General features: G+C 71.0%; 17 protein-coding genes. 10 read left to right on the top strand and 7 right to left on the bottom strand.

The window, feature by feature from the left end:
* Positions 1-69 precede the first annotated feature (69 nt).
* Positions 70-1,212, top strand: coding sequence for an MFS transporter (locus tag AC24FB_RS01480; protein WP_425713152.1), 1,143 nt, complete (start codon positions 70-72; stop codon positions 1,210-1,212).
* A gap of 80 nt (positions 1,213-1,292) precedes the next feature.
* Here AC24FB_RS01480 and AC24FB_RS01475 read toward each other — a convergent pair whose 3' ends face one another.
* Both AC24FB_RS01475 and AC24FB_RS01470 read right to left on the bottom strand, forming a co-directional pair.
* Positions 1,293-1,610 carry a type II toxin-antitoxin system PemK/MazF family toxin gene (locus AC24FB_RS01475; RefSeq protein ID WP_463654120.1) on the bottom strand — a complete coding sequence of 106 codons (318 nt, stop codon included), beginning with the start codon at positions 1,608-1,610 and terminating at the stop codon, positions 1,293-1,295.
* Positions 1,600-1,830 (bottom strand): hypothetical protein, encoded by a 231-nt coding sequence (locus AC24FB_RS01470; protein ID WP_425713195.1) that lies wholly within the window; start codon positions 1,828-1,830, stop codon positions 1,600-1,602. The genes AC24FB_RS01475 and AC24FB_RS01470 overlap by 11 nt, the downstream gene beginning before the upstream one ends.
* 77 nt (positions 1,831-1,907) lie before the next feature.
* Between AC24FB_RS01470 and AC24FB_RS01465 the strand changes: the two genes are divergently transcribed.
* The 9 genes from AC24FB_RS01465 to AC24FB_RS01425 all read left to right on the top strand — a co-directional run bounded on the left by AC24FB_RS01465 (position 1,908) and on the right by AC24FB_RS01425 (position 10,493).
* Entirely contained in the window at positions 1,908-2,732 is an 825-nt protein-coding gene (locus AC24FB_RS01465; RefSeq protein ID WP_425713154.1) for an SDR family NAD(P)-dependent oxidoreductase, read from the top strand.
* 258 nt (positions 2,733-2,990) lie between these two features.
* Entirely contained in the window at positions 2,991-3,638 is a 648-nt protein-coding gene (locus AC24FB_RS01460) for a VOC family protein (protein ID WP_425713155.1), read from the top strand.
* Positions 3,639-3,694: 56 nt separating this feature from the next.
* Positions 3,695-4,792, top strand: coding sequence for a zinc-binding dehydrogenase (locus tag AC24FB_RS01455; RefSeq protein ID WP_425713156.1), 1,098 nt, complete (start codon positions 3,695-3,697; stop codon positions 4,790-4,792).
* Entirely contained in the window at positions 4,789-5,352 is a 564-nt protein-coding gene (locus AC24FB_RS01450; RefSeq protein WP_425713157.1) for a PaaI family thioesterase, read from the top strand. Before AC24FB_RS01455 ends, AC24FB_RS01450 begins: the two co-directional genes overlap by 4 nt.
* The gene (locus AC24FB_RS01445) at positions 5,349-6,959 is read left to right on the top strand and encodes a class I adenylate-forming enzyme family protein (protein ID WP_425713158.1); all 1,611 of its coding nucleotides are present in this window, start codon (positions 5,349-5,351) and stop codon (positions 6,957-6,959) included. The genes AC24FB_RS01450 and AC24FB_RS01445 overlap by 4 nt, the downstream gene beginning before the upstream one ends.
* Positions 6,956-7,768, top strand: coding sequence for an ABC transporter permease (locus AC24FB_RS01440; RefSeq protein ID WP_425713159.1), 813 nt, complete (start codon positions 6,956-6,958; stop codon positions 7,766-7,768). Before AC24FB_RS01445 ends, AC24FB_RS01440 begins: the two co-directional genes overlap by 4 nt.
* Positions 7,765-8,526, top strand: a complete 762-nt coding sequence (locus tag AC24FB_RS01435; protein WP_425713160.1) for an ABC transporter permease — start codon at positions 7,765-7,767, stop codon at positions 8,524-8,526. Before AC24FB_RS01440 ends, AC24FB_RS01435 begins: the two co-directional genes overlap by 4 nt.
* Positions 8,527-8,609: 83 nt before the next feature.
* Entirely contained in the window at positions 8,610-9,404 is a 795-nt protein-coding gene (locus AC24FB_RS01430; protein WP_425713161.1) for an ABC transporter ATP-binding protein, read from the top strand.
* Between the two features lie 105 nt (positions 9,405-9,509).
* Positions 9,510-10,493, top strand: a complete 984-nt coding sequence (locus AC24FB_RS01425; protein WP_425713162.1) for an ABC transporter substrate-binding protein — start codon at positions 9,510-9,512, stop codon at positions 10,491-10,493.
* Positions 10,494-10,520: 27 nt separating this feature from the next.
* On the opposite strand, the gene AC24FB_RS01420 is transcribed toward AC24FB_RS01425, so the two are convergent.
* From AC24FB_RS01420 to AC24FB_RS01400, 5 genes are all read right to left on the bottom strand, one after another.
* The gene (locus tag AC24FB_RS01420) at positions 10,521-11,174 is read right to left on the bottom strand and encodes a biliverdin-producing heme oxygenase (protein ID WP_425713163.1); all 654 of its coding nucleotides are present in this window, start codon (positions 11,172-11,174) and stop codon (positions 10,521-10,523) included.
* A gap of 232 nt (positions 11,175-11,406) precedes the next feature.
* Positions 11,407-12,102, bottom strand: a complete 696-nt coding sequence (locus AC24FB_RS01415) for an SIMPL domain-containing protein (RefSeq protein WP_425713164.1) — start codon at positions 12,100-12,102, stop codon at positions 11,407-11,409.
* 86 nt (positions 12,103-12,188) lie between these two features.
* Positions 12,189-12,818 (bottom strand): hypothetical protein, encoded by a 630-nt coding sequence (locus AC24FB_RS01410; RefSeq protein WP_425713165.1) that lies wholly within the window; start codon positions 12,816-12,818, stop codon positions 12,189-12,191.
* On the bottom strand, positions 12,815-13,264 hold the full coding sequence (locus AC24FB_RS01405; RefSeq protein ID WP_425713166.1) for a hypothetical protein: 450 nt from the start codon (positions 13,262-13,264) through the stop codon (positions 12,815-12,817). The genes AC24FB_RS01410 and AC24FB_RS01405 overlap by 4 nt, the downstream gene beginning before the upstream one ends.
* Before the next feature lie 293 nt (positions 13,265-13,557).
* Positions 13,558-16,293 carry a DEAD/DEAH box helicase gene (locus tag AC24FB_RS01400; protein WP_425713167.1) on the bottom strand — a complete coding sequence of 912 codons (2,736 nt, stop codon included), beginning with the start codon at positions 16,291-16,293 and terminating at the stop codon, positions 13,558-13,560.
* Positions 16,294-16,308 lie beyond the last annotated feature (15 nt).

The following is a 16,308-nucleotide window of genomic DNA, read 5'->3' as shown; positions in this document are numbered from 1 at the left end:
GCGTGCTCCGTCGTCGTCGTGCTCGGTCCTGACGGACCTGTCGAGATCCGACCTGGCAAGGTGAGTGCCATGACCAGGGAGCCGTCGTTGCGGCTCCTGCACCTCGCCGTCTTCTGCAGCTCGTTCGACCGGCTCGTGATCGCGCCGCTGCTGCTGGCGATCGCCGATGACCTCGGCATCTCGTTGACGGATGCCGGGGTCATCGCGTCTGTGTACCTCGTGGGCTACGGGCTCATGCAGATCGTGTGGGGCATGGTCTCCGATCGGCTCGGGCGCGTGCGCACCATGCGCCTCGCGCTGCTCATCGCCGCGGCGGCGGGTATCGCCACGGCTCTCGCGCCGGGCGTGATCACGTTGACGGTGACGAGGCTCGTGGCCGGTGGTGCCTACGCGGCCATCGTCCCTGGCGCTCTGATCTACGTGGGGGACACCGTCCCTGTGGCCCGACGCCACGGCCCGCTGACGGACATCATGATGATGACGGCCGTCGGGATGGCCGCGGCCACGCTCGGGGGTGCCGCCCTGGCCGATCTCGCGAGCTGGCGGCTGGCATTCGGGATACCGGCGGTGGTGGTGCTCGTCGTCGTCGTGCTCATGGCACGTCTGCCGGAGGTTCCTGTGCAGGGCGAGCGACTCTCGATCGGGTCGGCGCTGGTGCGGGTGATCGGCAACCGGTGGGCGCTCGTCGTCTTCGCCCTCGCGTTCGTCGAAGGGGTCGTGCTGCTCGGCGTCCTCAACTTCCTGCCGACGGTGCTGCAGAGCCAGGGGATGAGCGCCACCCTGTCCGGGATCGTCACCGCGGCCTACGGGCTCGCCGTCATCGTGGCTACGCGGATCGTCAAGGCGGTCTCCGGCAGGCTGTCGCAGGCGCGGCTCGTCGCTGTCGGGGGGACCTGCGGCGTCGGCGCGTTCGTCGGGCTCGTCCTCGACCCTGGCACGGGAGGTGTGCTCGTCGCGTGCGTCCTCATCGCGGGCGCGTGGGCGTTCATGCACTCCACGTTGCAGAAGTGGGCCACCGAGGTCGCCCCGGACGCGCGGGCGACGACCGTCAGCCTCTTCGCCTCGTCGCTGTTCCTCGGGAGCGCGGCCGGAACGGCGCTCGGAGCGGTCTTCGCGGACCGGGGAGACTTCCTGACGTTGTTCGCGATCGGGCTCGGGATCGCCGCCGTGCTGGGTGTCGCGGCGACGGTGCTACGGGCGCGGAGCGAGTAAGGCGGTCGGGCGTGGGTGAGGTGTGGAACGTTGACTGAGTGACCAGGGCGGGCGCGGTCGTAGGGCCGGCATCGCGGCATTCAGTCCAGGCCGAGCACCAGGAGCAGCGCCTCGTCGACGGCGTGCAGCTCGGCTGTGTCGAGCCTTCCGACGAATTCGCCGAGCCGTACCTCCGGGTCGACGACGGTCATCTGCTCCAGCATCACTCGGGTCGTGGAGCCGAGAACCCTGACCTCCGGGCGGAACGAGGCCGGTCGTCGGCCCGTCGATGTGGGTGCGACCAGCCACGTCGACAGCGGGAGGTCGTCGGACTGCACGACGACGGCGAGCCGTGCGCCGCCCTGCTCATGACCGCGTGAGTCCTTCGGCGCCCTGAGCCGGTAGATGTCACCACGCACGGAGCGCGTCCATGTCGGCGGCGAGCGCGCGCGACTCGGCCACGTCGTCGGGATCGTTGCGCAGAGACTCGGCCTCCGCACGGAGCCGGGCTCGCCGGTCGGCCCGCTCCGCGGCCAGGATCGCTGAGCGCGCAGCGTCGGATCGGGAGGCTCCGTCGCGGGTGAGCGCCTCGAGCGCTCGTTCAACCTCCGAGTCAGTGCGGATCGTCAGAGTTCTCATAGGACGAACCGTACGACGAAATCGCGTGCAACGGCAGAGGCCGGGCACGCGCCAAGGCCTCACGTACCCTCGCTCCGGTGACCTCCCAGACCCCACCCCCGGCGCACGAGTCCGCGCAGACCCGCGACACCGCATCCTTCCCGAGCCCGACGGTCACTCCCGGCACCACCGCCGTCATCACCGGCGGCGCCCGCGGCATCGGCGCCACCTTCGTCGAGGCGTTCGCCCGAGCGGGGGCGCGCGTCGTCATCGCGGGCCACCGCGAGCCGGGCCCAGAGCTCGCCGAGCGCCTCCGCGCCGACGGCCACGACGTCACGTTCCACCCGACTGACGTCGGCGACCCGGACTCCGTCGCCGACCTCGCCGCGCACTGCGAGCACCACCTCGGCCACGTCGACGTCCTGCTCAACAACGCGAGCTACTACATGGGCATCGGCTCGAAGAAGTCGTTCGACGACATCACGCTGGAGGAGTGGGACCGCGTCCTGCGGGTCAACGCCACCGGCACCTGGCTGACCATCAAGGCCCTCCACCCGCTCCTGCGCGCGAGCGGCCGCGGCCGGATCATCAACATCGGCTCCACCACCGTCCACGGCGTCCCCTTCAACGCCCACTACGTGGCCTCCAAGGGCGCCGTCCACGCCATCACCCGTTCGCTGGCCAAGGAGCTCGGCGACGACGGCATCACCGTCAACGTCGTCGTCCCCGGTCTTGTCGAGTCCGAGGCGACCCTCGCCGTCAATGACCCCGCCTACCTCCCCAAGGTCGTCGCGCAGCGCGCGATCAAGCGGGCGGAGGTTCCCGAGGACCTCGTCGGGGCGGCGCTGTTCCTCGCCTCCGAGTCGGCGGGCTTCATCACGGGGCAGAGCCTGGTCGTCGACGGCGGCATCGCCTTCTCCTGACCCTGCATTGGGTGTCGATCGTGCGGGTGAGGGCCGCACGTCGCGTTCGTCGAGATTGCGGTTAGGGCCCCAACCGCAATCTCGACGACGACAAACCGCAATCTCGACGACGAGGGGAAAGCCCGGGAGGTCGGCTGTCTCACGGTGTGAGCCAACGGCGGTCGTGGAATGGACCGGGCCGTCGGCGGCGTTAGCGTCGATGAGCACCCGAGGTCCCCTCGGCGTGCGAACGACCCACACGCCCCCGGAGGGATCTCGTTGAGCGCGCCACGCGACCTCGACCACGTCGTCGTCACGACGCCTGACCTCGCCGCCGCGGTCGGGCTCGTCGAGCGCACCACCGGAGTCGCCCCGGAGCCTGGCGGCGCACACCCCCGGTTCGGCACGCGCAACTACCTCGTCTCCTTCGGCGGCGACACCTACCTCGAGCTGCTCGGCGTCGACGAGGCCAACACCGACGTCACCTCGGGGCGACCCTTCGGGCTCGACGACGTCACCACCACCTCCGTCTCCACCTGGGCGATCCACCCCGGCGATCTCGACGCCGCCCGGACCCGCGCGGCCGACGTCGGCATCGACCCCGGCGCCCCGTACGACGGCTCCCGCCGCACCGAGTCCGGCGAGCTCCTCGAGTGGCGACTCACGCGGCCCGTCTCCGAGCCGACCGGCATCGTGCCGTTCCTCATCGACTGGGGGAGCACCACCTCGCCCGCGGCCAGCACCGCCGCCCGGCTCGAGCTCGTCTCCTTCACCGCGAGCCACCCGGAGCCGGAGACCTACCGACGCGTCCTCGCGGCCCTCGGCACCGACCTCGAGGTCGCGGCGGGGGAGCCGGCAGCGCCAGGCGGAGCGGCGCGAGCCCTCGGCCTCACCGTCCGCGGCCCGGCCGGCGAGCTCACGTTCTGACCACCAGCACCACGCGAACCAGCACCACCACCAGCACGACCCACGAGAAGAGGACCATGACGGAGACCATGCGGGCAGTCGTCCTGCACGAGCACGGCGAGATCGACGGCCTCACCCTGGAGGAGAACCACCCCCGCCCCCAGGCGACGCCCGGCTTCGCGGTCGTCAAGGTCCGCGCCACCTCGCTCAACTACCACGACATCTTCACGGTCAAGGGCATGCCCGGGATTACCGTGCCGATGCCGATCGTGCCGGGTCTCGACGTCGTGGGTGAGGTCTCCGAGCTCGGCGAGGGAGTGACCGGCTGGAACGTCGGCGACCGCGTGCTCGTCAACCCGCTGCGCGAGACCGGCGAGCTCATGGGCGAGATGGTCGACGGCGGCCTCGCCCAGTACGCCCTCGTCGCCGCCGAGCAGCTCATCGCGATCCCCGACGCCGTGACGTTCGAGCAGGCCGCCGCCCTGCCCGTCGCCTACGGCACCGCCCACCGCATGGTCGTCGGCAAGGGCAAGGTGAGCGCCGGCGACCGCGTGCTCGTCCTCGGGGCGTCGGGCGGCGTCGGCACCGCCGCCGTCCTCCTCGCCAAGCAGCTCGGCGCCTGGGTGGTGGCCGCCGTCGGGTCCGAGGAGAAGGCGCAGCGCATGCGCGAGCTCGGCGCCGACGACGTCATCAACTACAAGGAGCAGGACTTCTACGCCTGGACCAAGGAGCACCTCGGCAAGCCGAACCGCTTCACCTCCGACACCGGCTTCGACGTCATCGTCAACTTCACCGGCGGCGACACCTGGAAGCCCACGCTCAAGAGCACGGCGCTCGGCGGCCGGATCCTCGTCTGCGGCGCCACCGCCGGCTTCGACCCGGTCGAGGACCTGCGCTACATCTGGACCTTCGAGCTCCAGATCATCGGCTCCAACGGGTTCGGCCGGGAGGACTTCGTCGCCCTCCTCGACGACGTCGCCGCCGGGAAGCTCGCCCCCGTCGTCGACGAGGTGCTGCCGCTCGACCGCGCCGCCGAGGGCCTCGCGAAGGTGCGGGACCGCGGGGTGGTCGGGAAGGTCGTCGTCGACCCGTGGCTCGAGAGCGGCCAGGAGTCCGCCGCCGGCACGCAGGCCAACCAGGAGCCCGCGGCCGCGACCACGCCGGCGACCGCATGAGCCCCCGCGAGCAGCTGCCCCTCCTCACGGCCGCCGAGGTCGAGGCCGAGCTCCTGCGCAGCCCGTACCACCGCTGGCTCGGTCTGCGCGTGGTCGACGTGACGCGCAGCAGCGTCGTCATCGAGGTCGAGGCCCGCGAGGAGTTCATCGCGGACGTCGACGCCGGGTACGTCCACGGCGGCATCCTCGCCACGCTGCTCGACCTCGCGGCGGACTGGGCGCTCGTCGGGGCGCTGGGCACCGGCGTGCCCACCATCGACCTCTCCGTCAACTACCTCCGCGCCGCCCAGCCCGGGCTCCTGCGGGTGACCGGCCGCGCGATCCGCCCCGGCCGGCAGGTCAGCCACGCCGAGGCCGAGGTCCACGACGCCGACGGGCGCCTCCTCGCCGTCGGCCGCGGGTCATTCCTCTCGGCCGTGGCCGAGCAGGGCCGCGCCGCCGCCGACGCCCGCCGCGCCGCCGCGCACCAGCAGGCCGACCAGCAGGAGGCCGGCCGGTCCGGCACCACCTCCGAGCCCACCGGGCCCGACACCTCCCACCAGGAGCACACCCCCGCATGACCGCCCAGTACGACAACCTCGGGGCCGCCGTCGCGACCGACCACCCGGAGGCCGAGGCCCTCGTCGAGGTCCGCGCCGGCGTCACCACGCGGTGGACGTACGCCGACCTCGAGCGGGCGATCGAGGCCCAGGCCGACCGCCTCGCCGCCGGCCACGCCCCCGGCGCGCGCATCGCGATCCTCGGCCTCAACTCCGGCGCCTGGCTCGTGGCCTTCTACGCCGCCCAGCGCGCCGGCCTCGTCCCCGTACCGGTCAGCCACCGCCTGCCCGCCGACGGCGTGCGCTACGTCCTCGACAACTCCGGCGCCGACCTCCTGCTGGCCGACGACCCGGCGTCCGTCACCGACGTCCCCGCCGGCGTGACGATCGCCCCGCTCGACTCCGTCCTCGACGGCGCCGCCCCTACGGGTCGCACCGAGCCCATCGCCCGCGCCCCGCGCCGCACAGTCGACACCGCCGAGCCCGGCATGATCCTCTACACCTCCGGCTCGACGGGCCGCCCCAAGGGCGTCGTCCTCTCGCACGCCAGCCACCTGTGGGTCATCGCCGTCGGGATGGGGTCCGGCGGGGGAGCGGTCGGCGACCGCGCCCTCGTGGCCGCGCCGCTGTACCACATGAACGCGCTCGCCAACGTCCAGGGCGTCCTCGCCGCCGGCTCTACCGTGGTCCTCCTCGAGGCCTTCGACGCCCGCGCGTTCCTCCAGGTCAGCGCCGACGAGCGCGTGACCCGCGTGACCGGCGTGCCCCCGATGTTCGCCCTCCTCCTGCGCGAGCACGACCTCGTCGACTCCCTCGACCTCACCTCCGTCGCCTTCGTGTTCGTCGGCTCCGCGCCCGCGAGCGACGACCTCCTGTCCGCCATCGCCACCCTCTTCCCGCGCGCCCACGTCCGCTTCGGCTACGGGACCACCGAGTCCGGCCCGGTCGCCTTCACGGAGGACCCGGGCCGCCCGACGCCGACAGGCAGCGTCGGCCTCGCCTCCCCGCACGTCGAGCTGCGGCTCGTCGGAGCCGACGGGAGCGTCGACCCGCGCCGCGGCGTCCTCGAGATCCGCTGCCCGGCCCTCATGAGCGGCTACCACGAGCGCCCCGACGTCCCCAGCCCGCTGACCGCGGACGGCTTCTACCACTCGAAGGACGTCTTCGAGGTCGACGACGACGGCTACTACTTCTTCGCCGGCCGCGAGGACGACATGTTCTCCTCGGGCGGCGAGAACGTATACCCGCGCGCCGTCGAGCAGGTCCTCGAGGCGCACCCGGCCGTGCTGCACGCCGCCGTCGTGCCCGTGCCCGACGAGATCAAGGGCGCCAAGCCGGTCGCGTTCGTCGTACTCACCGACGGCGCCACCACCGGCGAGGACGAGCTGCGCCGCCACACGCTCGACCACCTCGAGCCCTTCGCCCACCCGCGGCGCGTCCACGTGGTCGACGAGCTCCCGCTGTCCGGCACGAACAAGGTGGACCGCCACCTCCTCGAGCGCCGCGCCCTCGAGCTCGCGGCAGCCCTGGACGACCAGGCGGGGAGCCCGGACGACCCGGCGGCCGAGCGGTTCGCGCCGAGTGCGCGAGCGAGCACGTCGCCGCGCGCGGACGGAGCGGCCTCGTGAGCGTCGCCCCCGCCCGGGTCCGGAGCCGGCTGCGCGTCCGCCGAGCGGGCGACGTGCTGCTGCCGCTCGGCGTCGTCGTGCTCCTTCTCGCCCTCCTGCAGGTCCTCGCGGTGACCGGGGCGATCCCGTCCGACTACCTGCCCCCGCCCACCGAGATCGGGGGCGAGCTCGTCACGCTCCTCGGCGGCGCCACCCTGTGGGGGCACATCGGCTCCACCGTCACCGGGTGGGCGATGTCCCTCGGGATCGCCGCGGTGCTCGGCACGCTGGTCGGTATCCTCCTCGGCTCCGTCGAGTCGCTCCGGGCGCTCACCACGCCGCTGGTGGAGTTCCTGCGCCCCCTGCCGTCGATCGCGCTCATCCCGCTCGTCATCCTCCTCATCGGCGGCGGCCGCACCGGGGAGGTCTTCCTCGCCTCGTTCGCCGCGTTCTGGCAGATGCTCGTCGCGGCGATCGACTCGGCCCGCTCCGTCGACCCGGTCGCGCGGGAGACCGCGGCCGCGTTCGGACTCAACGGCCGGCAGCGCATCGCCTGGGTCTACCTGCCCTCGATGCTGCCGCAGCTCATCACGGGCGTGCGGATCGCGTCGGCGATGGCGCTCGTCATCGTGGTGACCACCGAGATCCTCATCGGCGTGCCCGGGCTCGGGCAGGGCCTCAACCTCGCCCGCTCCGGCGGCGAGCTCGCGCGCATGTACGCCTACATCGTCGTCATCGGCATCGTGGGGCTCGTCCTCAACGCCGCCATCCGGTGGGTGGGGGACCGCGCGATCTCCTGGCACCCGTCCGTGCGGAAGGGGACCCGATGAGCCGCGCGACCCGCCTCAACCTGCTCAAGGTGCTCGGCGCCGTCCTCGCCCTCGCGATCTGGTGGGCCACCTCCGCCTCGTCGACGAACATCTACTACCCGCCGATGCCCGACGTCCTCACCGGCGTCGTGGACTACTGGCTGACCGGCCCGGGCACCGAGCACCTCGTGTCCTCGCTCATCAACCTGTTCGCCGGGCTCGGCATCGCCATCGTGGCCGGCATCGGGATCGGGCTGCTCGTGGGGCAGGTGCGGATCGTCGACCGGGCCATCTCGCCCACGTTCGAGTTCGTCCGCGCCATCCCGGCCACCGCGCTCGTCCCGTTCGCCATGGTCCTGTTCGGCATCGGCACCGAGATGAAGATCTTCATCATCGCGCTCGGCTGCTTCTTCCCGATCCTGCTCAACGTGGTCGACGCCTGCCGCGCCCTGCCGTCCCAGCTGCACGACACGACCCGCAGCTTCAACATCCGCGGTCCGTTCCGGCAGCTCTTCGTCGTCGTGCCCGCGATCGCACCCCGGGCCGCGTCCGGGATCCGCGTGGCGATCCCGCTCGGCCTCATCCTCGTGGTGACCAGCGAGATGACGGGGACGAACCTGGGGATCGGCCACATCCTCATGACCGCCCAGAGCTCGTTCAACCTCGCCGCCGTGTGGGGCGCGATCGTCATCCTCGGCACGCTCGGGGTGCTCCTCAACCTGGCGTTCGCGGCGCTCGAGCGTCGTTCCCTGCGCTGGCACTACGACCAGGCCGACTGACGCACGACGACGAACGGCCACCACCGACCCGGCACCCGATCCCGTCCCCGTCCGCCCCACCTCCCGACCCCCAGAAAGCCGACATGCTCCGCATCGAGAAGCTCACCAAGACCTACGGCGACGGCCCGACCGCGTTCCAGGCGCTCGCCGACATCACGCTCGACGTGGCCGACGGCGAGTTCCTGTCGATCGTCGGCCCGTCCGGCGCCGGCAAGACGACGCTCCTGCGCTGCCTCGCCGGCCTCCAGCCCGCCACCTCGGGGACCGTGGAGTTCGACGGCCGGGCCGTCACCTCCGTGCCCGACGAGTTCGCCGTGGTCCTCCAGGACTACTCCCGCTCGCTGTTCCCGTGGTTCACGGTGGCGTCCAACGTGGGGCTGCCGCTCAAGGCGCGCGGCGTGGGCAAGGCGGAGCGCGCCGAGCGGGTGGAGCGGGCACTGGCCGAGGTGGGGCTCGAGGGCGTGGGCAGGAAGCACCCCTGGCAGCTCTCCGGCGGCATGCAGCAGCGCGTGGCCATCGCCCGCGCTCTCGCCTACCGGCCGAAGGTGCTCATCATGGACGAGCCGTTCGCGTCCGTGGACGCCCAGACCCGCGCCGACCTCGAGGACCTCGTCCTCACGCTGCGGGCCGAGTCCGAGATGACGGTCGTCTTCGTCACCCACGACGTGGACGAGTCCGTCTACCTCTCCGACCGCGTGGCGGTGATGACGAAGTCGCCGAGCCGCATCGGGACGATCGTCGACATCGACCTGCCGGCCGACCGCGACCAGATCCGCACCAAGGCGCTGCCGCGGTTCGCCGAGCTGCGGGCGCGCGTGTTCTCCGAGATCCGCGAGCTCGTCACCGCCCCGCAGCCGGATCCCGAGTACACGATCTGATCCGCGCCGCGGCGGGCGACCAGCCCGTCGCGCGACCCGACTGCACGACCTGACTGTTCGACCCGCACGACCTGTTGCACGACCCATCCAGACGAAGGACCCCTGATGACCAGTACCCCCCGGCGCCTCGTCGCCGCCGCAGCGTTCGCCGCCTCCGCCCTCACCCTCGCCGCGTGTGGTGGCGGGGGAGAGGAGGTGGCCGAGAACGAGGAGGGCCTCGTCGAGCTGACGGTCATGCAGATCACGACGATGGACGCCGGCCCGCTGCACCTCGGTGTGGAGGAGGGCTTCTTCGAGGAGGAGGGCCTCGACGTCACCGTGCAGATCGCGGAGGCCGGCTCGGCCATCGTCCCCTCGGTGGTCAACCAGGAGAGCCCGATCGGCTACGCCAACGTGGTCAGCGACCTCCAGGCGATCGACCAGGGCCTCGACGTCCAGTTCGTGTCCAACTGCTGCGGCACGGGCTCGGACCCGGAGGCGGACACCTCGGGGATCTTCGTGCTGCCGGACAGCGGGTTCGAGACCGCGGCGGACCTCGAGGGCGCGAACATCGCCGTCAACTCCGTCAACAACCTCGGTGACCTGACGATCATCACCGCCCTCGAGCAGCAGGGCGTGGACGGGGCGTCGCTCGAGTTCACGCCGATGAACTACTCCGACATGCCGGCGGCACTCGAGCGCGGGGACGTCGACGCGATCTGGTCGGTCGAGCCGCACCGCTCGATCTCCGAGAGCCACGACTTCGTCAACCTCAGCTCGAACTTCGTCGAGTCGTTCCCGGAGACCCAGCTCGGGTACTACATCACCTCCGGCGCGTTCGCCGAGGCCAACCCCGAGGTGGTTGCCGGTTTCCAGCGGGCGATGGATCAGGCCAACCAGTACGCGACCGACAACCCCGACGAGGTGCGTCGCGTCATCGCCGAGCAGCTCGACCTCGACCCCGAGCTCGTGGCCGGCGCGAACCTCGCGACCTACGTGCCGGGGCTCGACCAGGACAGCGTGCGGGCGTTCGCCGCGGCCGCCGTGGAGCAGGGGATGATCTCGGAGGAGCCGAACTACGACGAGATCTTCGTCGAGCCGGCCGAGTAGTCGGCTGGCATCGGGACGATCCCGGGCTCAGGCGGTCGCTTCGGCGACGGTCTGAGCCCGCGGTCGTTCTCCGAGGGCGACGAACACCGCGGCGTTGAGGTCGAAGGCGTACTTGGCCTCGGCGGCGCAGCGCTCGCGCTCGGCCTCGGTGAGGTCGGCCGCGTCCATGGCCGCGCGCCAGGCGTCCTTGTAGGGCTTCGGCTTGGGGATGTCGGTGAACGTGTAGAAGGTCAGCTCGTCGGGCGTCATGCCGTAGTGGCGCTGGAGCATGCGCGCGATGACCTGGCCGCCGGAGAGGTCGCCGAGGTAGCGGGTGTAGGCGTGGGCGAGGTAGGTGGGGGCGTCGTCGATCGCCTCGAGGCGGGCCACGTACTCGTGGGTCACGGGGAGGACGTCGAGGTCGGCCCAGTCGGGACCCGCGAGGAGGTGCAGGTCGGCGGCGATCGAGGGGACGCGGAGCAGCTCGTCGCGCACGAACTCCCCGGCGACGGGGTGGTCTGCGAGCCGCCGGCCGGCCGCCTCGAGGGCGGTGTAGATCGCGTGGTGCTGGCGCGCGAGGTCGATGTAGGCGTCGCGTCCGAGCGCGCCGCCCATGAGGTCGGTGACGAAGGTGCGCGTCTCGGCGTGCGTGTGCTCCTCGGCGGTGGCGGAGCGCAGCAGCTCGGACAGGGCGACGCTCATGGGCAGGGCCCCTTCGGAGGATCGGCGATCTGTTGCTGACGAGGTGTCAGCACGTGAGGTGATCGTGCCAGTGAGGGGGCGACTTGCGCAAGCAGAGCGTTGTGGAACTCGGCGTGCCGTGCGTCCATGGGTCGCGGCGTGCAGCGGCTCGTTGACCGCCGTCGAGCACAGGGATGGGTCGCATGCGCGAAGCCGGCCGGGCGCTCGACGGCGCCAGTGGGGGAGAAGCGCCTCAGTCGGTGGCGAAGACCGCGCTGACCTCGGTCGAGACGGTGATTGTCGAAGGACGGAGGTCGAACCGGTCGTCGTCCGGCTCGTCGGTGTCACCGGACGGCTGGGACATCATGAGGTCCATGCTCATGCCGCGGGGGCGCTGCCGGCGCCGGCCGCCCTCGTAGCGGAACGTGCCCTCGGTCAGCTCCGAGAGCGTGACCGGCCCGAGCTCGAGAGCGTCGGCGAAGGCGACGGCCCGCTCGCGCGCGTCGATCGCGGCCTCGGTGCGGATCTCCCGCATGACGGCGAGCCGCGTCTCCTTCGTCAGCGACCAGCTGATGTCGTTCAGGCGCACGTGCTGCACGGCGCCGACCTCGGCCGCGAACGTTCCGAGGGCGGTGAGGTCCTGGAAGCTCACACGGACGGAGCTGCGCGCACGGTGTCGCTCCACCGGCAGGCTCTCGCGGTTCTTGCCGGTGCCCTTCTCGACCCAGTCGACCGTGGTGTCGATGCGGAGGTTGTCCGCGGACCAGGTCGTGACCTCACCGGTTCCGACGAGGGTCTCGACGGCGGAGACCACCGAGGCGTGCGCCTTGCCGGCGTCGCTGACGACCTCCGCGCGGTCCTTGCCGTCGACCGACACCGTCAGGTGCACGGTCGCTCGCTCGGGCTCGATGCTGCGCGCAGCGAGACCGTCGACATTGATGACTGCCATGTCCGTCCCTTTCATGTGGGGTGGGTGGTGCGTGGTGCCGACGGGTCGGGCCCGCCGGCGGGGGGTCGCTGAGGCGCGACCGAGGGTCAGGCGACCGTCCCGTGGTTGGTGACGGCCCAGTCACCGAGCAACCGCGAGAGCTCGGTGAGGCGGTGCGCGTGGAGCTCGCGGCCGTCGAGCGCCGGGTCCGAGATCTCGTCGTCGAGCCAGTTGAGGTCGACCTCGGTGGGGAGCTCGTAGAGGAGGGCGATCAGGAGGGAGATCGCGTCCCAGTCGTCGTCCTCGGCCCCCTCGGCACGGAACGCCTTGCGGGCCTCGATGTCCGTGAAGACGTGCTCGAGGACCTCGCCCCGGGTTCCGGTGAGGTCCTGGGCCCGCTCGAGACCGGCGCGCGCGATGTTCCGCGCAACCCGGACGCGTGGAGTTGTCGGGGACTGGCGAGCGAGGCGGGCGAGGCCGACCTCGGGCACGTACTGGACGACGGCGCACCACGCACCGCCGTCGGGCTCGACGCCGGACATGGTGGCGACGGCCGAGGGCAGGAACCGGGCGAGCGCTCCCGCGACGTCGGCCCCGTCGCGCCCACCGGGGATCCGGATCCGGTGGAGGAAGAACCGGGCCTGGTGCTCGTACAGGGCGTCGCTCGACGGGCCGACGGAGATGCCGGTGACGCGGGCGCCGGGCTCCAGGTCGAGGTGTGTGCCGAGATAGCTCATCGGGTGCTCCTCTGGGTGACGATCTTGTGCCAGTTCTCGTACTCGTGGGCGGCGGTGATGAGGGCGGCCCGGGTGACGTCGAACATGACCGCGTCGAACTCGTAGGCGTCGCCCTCGATGTCGGGGTCGATGCTGATCTTGAGCGTCACGTCGAACGGGCTCGAGTCCTCGACCTCGACCACCAGTCGGCAGTCCTCGTCGCCGACGTTGTGGTCGAGCTCCTCGGGGTTCTCGACCTCGGCCGCGGAGAGGTACATGTCGGCCAGCTCGAGAAGGAAGGTCGTGTCGATGCGGCGTCCGAGGTAGCGGACGAAGCGGTCGGGCGACACCAGCTCGACGTCGACGAGCAGGGAGTCCGGTGGTGTCGGCGAATTGACGAGCGTGAGGTCCGGGACGGGGATGAGCGAGAAGGACGCCCCGGCGGACGTGAGGAGCTTGCCGGTCATGCCGACGGCCCGTCGGTGCACACGCGCCTCACGCGCGTGGAAGTGGATGTGGGCAGCACTCGTGGCCTCCGAGTCTCGAGGGTCTCGGGAGGCGTCCAGCGCGCCGTCCCGATGACCCCAAATCTATCGACGACCACTGACATCGAGATGGGTGGATCAGGCGCGGAATCGTGCGGATCCGGGTGATCGCGGACACTGTTCTGAGAGTGTTGGATCGGGACTTAGCAACCGCGGATCCGCCCGCGATCAGTCGGCCGCCGAGCGCTCTACGACCGGCGGCCGACGGGGGTTTGTCAGGCGTTCCGGAACAGTCCTGAGTAGTGCTCGGGAAGGGTCTGGAGCTCGTGGCTGCGCTCGATGTGCTCGGGCCACAGGTGCTCGAGGCGGCGGAACTCGGCGTCGTGCCCCCGGCCGGGCGTGAGGTGGTGGCACAGCTCGTGCCAGATGAGATCCATGAGGACACCGTCGGAGACCTGCTCGACCGGCGCCTGCAGCGACTGGTTGATGTTGATCACCGGCTTTCCCTTCGCCTTGGTCGACCGTCGCCAGTTCCACGTGCCCCAGAACGTCGACGCCACTGACGTCGTCCATCGGATGGAGGGCAGGGCCTGCTTGTCGAGCCGTCCCTCGTAGCCCCGCTCATGGGCGAGGAGCTCGCGGCCCGTCTCGACCGTCGCCTCGAACAACGCCTGGAGATCACGGTCGGGATCGCGAGCGATCGGCGTGCCAGCCGTCGTCCTGGGCAGGTCGACCGACTCCGGCGTCGCGCCTCCCGGAACCACGTCGAGCAGCTCGAGATTCGCCTGCGTGACGGCCTCGTAGAACGTCTGGAACGTCGGGTAGATCGCGCGGGCGAGCGAGCTGTCGTACCTCGTGCGCAGGAACTCGATCCGGTCGTGCTCGGACATCGGTGGTGCGTCGATAAGGGCGCGCGCCGTCATGCGGACGTCGACGTCGGCGTCGAGCGGAACGAGAGGAGGGGGAGCACCGTGCGAGCGGCAGTAGCCGACGAATGCCTGCACCTCGTCGGTCGACGGACTCGGCGGCGGTACGTCCTCGAACAGGGCCTGGACACTGGCGACCGCCTTCGTCCCGGTGGTCAGCGACCAGTCGGCGGCGTCCTCCCACACGTACCTGGCGTGGTCGAACACGGCGATCCGCCGGATGTCGAGGTGGTAGTACCCCACGAGACGAGCACCCGTCAGGGTCGCCGTCAGACCGTACTCCTGGACCCGTTCGGTCATGACGAGGGCGATGCGACGGATGAGGTCCTCGCCGATCTCCACCCCGTCGTCGTCGAGGATCGGGGGCAGGGTGGTCTCGCTCCCGTCGAGCTCGTCCTGTGCAACCCGTCCGGCGACGTCGGGGATGTTGACTGGGCCGACGACACCGAACGGGATCGACCAGTCGTCGACGAAGTCGACGACGTGGGCGTCCGGGTCACCGCCGGCGCTCGGGCCACGCAGGATCCGCCCGATCATCTGGCGCATGACGACGTGGCTCGCCGTCGGACGACAGAGGAACGCGGTGCGGGCCGACGGGATGTCGACACCCTCGAGGAGCATGCCGACCGAGATGAGGACACCGGGGTCCGGAGACGTGCGGAAGTCCTCGATGACCTCGCGTGAGTCGTCGTCGATCCCGCTGTGCACCATGTGGGTGCGGACGTGGGCGGCGCGGAAGGTGGCCGCCAGGGACTCCGCGTGGGCGATGTCGCAGGCGAAGACGAGGGTCTTGCCCCACTCGAGTCGTCGATCGAGCCACGTGCGGACGATGAGCGCGTTGCGTGACTCGCGGTTGAGCTGGCGGAGGACGTGCGGCGGGAGCTCGGCACCCTTGACGATGCGGTCGACGTCCTCGGGGCTCACGTCGATCTGGTCAGGTGTTGCCACGTCGTGCATGACGGGTCGGGCAAGAAGCCCCTTGTCGACCAGCTCGCCCGTGGTGACCTCGACGAGTCCCTCCGCGAACGTCTCCCGAAGGAGCTTCGCTTGCCCGGCGCCGGCCGGCCACGGGGTGGCGGTGAGCCCGACGAGCATCATGTCCGTGCTCGTCTCGCGCACGTGCGCGAGGACGCGCTGGTAGGTGGGGGAGACCGCGTGATGCGCCTCGTCGACGACGACAACCACCGGACGGGTGAGGAAGTGGTCGACGATCCGCATCTTCGTGTCGAACGAACCGGTTACGAGGGTCTGCCGGGTGGTGCAGATGACGTCCGTGCTCGCGTCGGCGAAGCCCGCCTCGATCCCGGCCTGCCCGTGCACGTTGCGGATCACGCGGGTGAAGTCCGTCGGCTCCTCGGCGGCCAGTGCCTGGAACTCACGAACCGCTTGACCGATGAGCTCGCGCTGGTCCGCGATCCAGAGCACCCGCAGATCGGGTCGCCGGCGCATCTCCGTCATCAGCCACTTCACCATCGTGGCCGTCTTCCCGCCGCCCGTGGGGATCACCATGAGTCCCGATCGCTCGCCCTCGGAGTCACGCAGGCGGTCGAGCGCCGCCATGGCCTCGGTCTGGTGCGGGTATGGGGTGGAGTAGCGAGGCGGGAGGCCCTTGCCCTGGAGCTTGGCGGGCGGGCCGAAGGTGAGCTTCGGCGACTTCCTCCCCTTTTTCGGCGTCGTGCGGCTCGCCTTGTGCGCGGAGATGAACTGCCCCCACAGGAGCTTCGTGTACGAGGTCGTGAACCTGCGCTTGAGCAGCAGGTCCAGTCGCTGCGCTCGTGTGGACAGTGGGTCGTAGTTGTTGAGGGCCTCGGTCAGCTTTTCGAGGATGTGCTCGTCCGCGGTGGGCAGCCAGACGTCGCGCAGCACGCGCGTGACGGGGGAGGTGTTGGCTCGGAACCGCGTGGCGGGTGGCCGGCCGAAGGTCCTGTGCGCCTGCTTGTGGAGCTTGTCGTCGGCCAGCGTGCCGAGCTTCGAGACGTCGCCAGGGTCTGCGAGTTCCGTGTAGGCGGCTCGGAGCATCTCCCGGACGAGTGCGGGCTCGACCTCGCTCCACTCGAACACCTTGGTCTGTCTGGTCTCGGTCATCGATGACGCCCTTCG

The sequence above is a fragment of the Georgenia sp. Z1344 genome, assembly GCF_057652375.1.
This window is presented reverse-complemented; position numbering and strand designations above follow the sequence as displayed.

Coding starts and splice junctions, on each gene's coding strand:
- AC24FB_RS01405 (WP_425713166.1), bottom strand. CDS start 13,264: ATGACCGGCAAGCTCCTCACGTCCGCCGGGGCGTCCTTCTCGCTCATC.
- AC24FB_RS01455 (WP_425713156.1), top strand. CDS start 3,695: ATGACGGAGACCATGCGGGCAGTCGTCCTGCACGAGCACGGCGAGATC.
- AC24FB_RS01425 (WP_425713162.1), top strand. CDS start 9,510: ATGACCAGTACCCCCCGGCGCCTCGTCGCCGCCGCAGCGTTCGCCGCC.
- AC24FB_RS01420 (WP_425713163.1), bottom strand. CDS start 11,174: ATGAGCGTCGCCCTGTCCGAGCTGCTGCGCTCCGCCACCGCCGAGGAG.
- AC24FB_RS01470 (WP_425713195.1), bottom strand. CDS start 1,830: ATGAGAACTCTGACGATCCGCACTGACTCGGAGGTTGAACGAGCGCTC.
- AC24FB_RS01410 (WP_425713165.1), bottom strand. CDS start 12,818: ATGAGCTATCTCGGCACACACCTCGACCTGGAGCCCGGCGCCCGCGTC.
- AC24FB_RS01430 (WP_425713161.1), top strand. CDS start 8,610: ATGCTCCGCATCGAGAAGCTCACCAAGACCTACGGCGACGGCCCGACC.
- AC24FB_RS01445 (WP_425713158.1), top strand. CDS start 5,349: ATGACCGCCCAGTACGACAACCTCGGGGCCGCCGTCGCGACCGACCAC.
- AC24FB_RS01450 (WP_425713157.1), top strand. CDS start 4,789: ATGAGCCCCCGCGAGCAGCTGCCCCTCCTCACGGCCGCCGAGGTCGAG.
- AC24FB_RS01480 (WP_425713152.1), top strand. CDS start 70: ATGACCAGGGAGCCGTCGTTGCGGCTCCTGCACCTCGCCGTCTTCTGC.
- AC24FB_RS01435 (WP_425713160.1), top strand. CDS start 7,765: ATGAGCCGCGCGACCCGCCTCAACCTGCTCAAGGTGCTCGGCGCCGTC.
- AC24FB_RS01415 (WP_425713164.1), bottom strand. CDS start 12,102: ATGGCAGTCATCAATGTCGACGGTCTCGCTGCGCGCAGCATCGAGCCC.
- AC24FB_RS01400 (WP_425713167.1), bottom strand. CDS start 16,293: ATGACCGAGACCAGACAGACCAAGGTGTTCGAGTGGAGCGAGGTCGAG.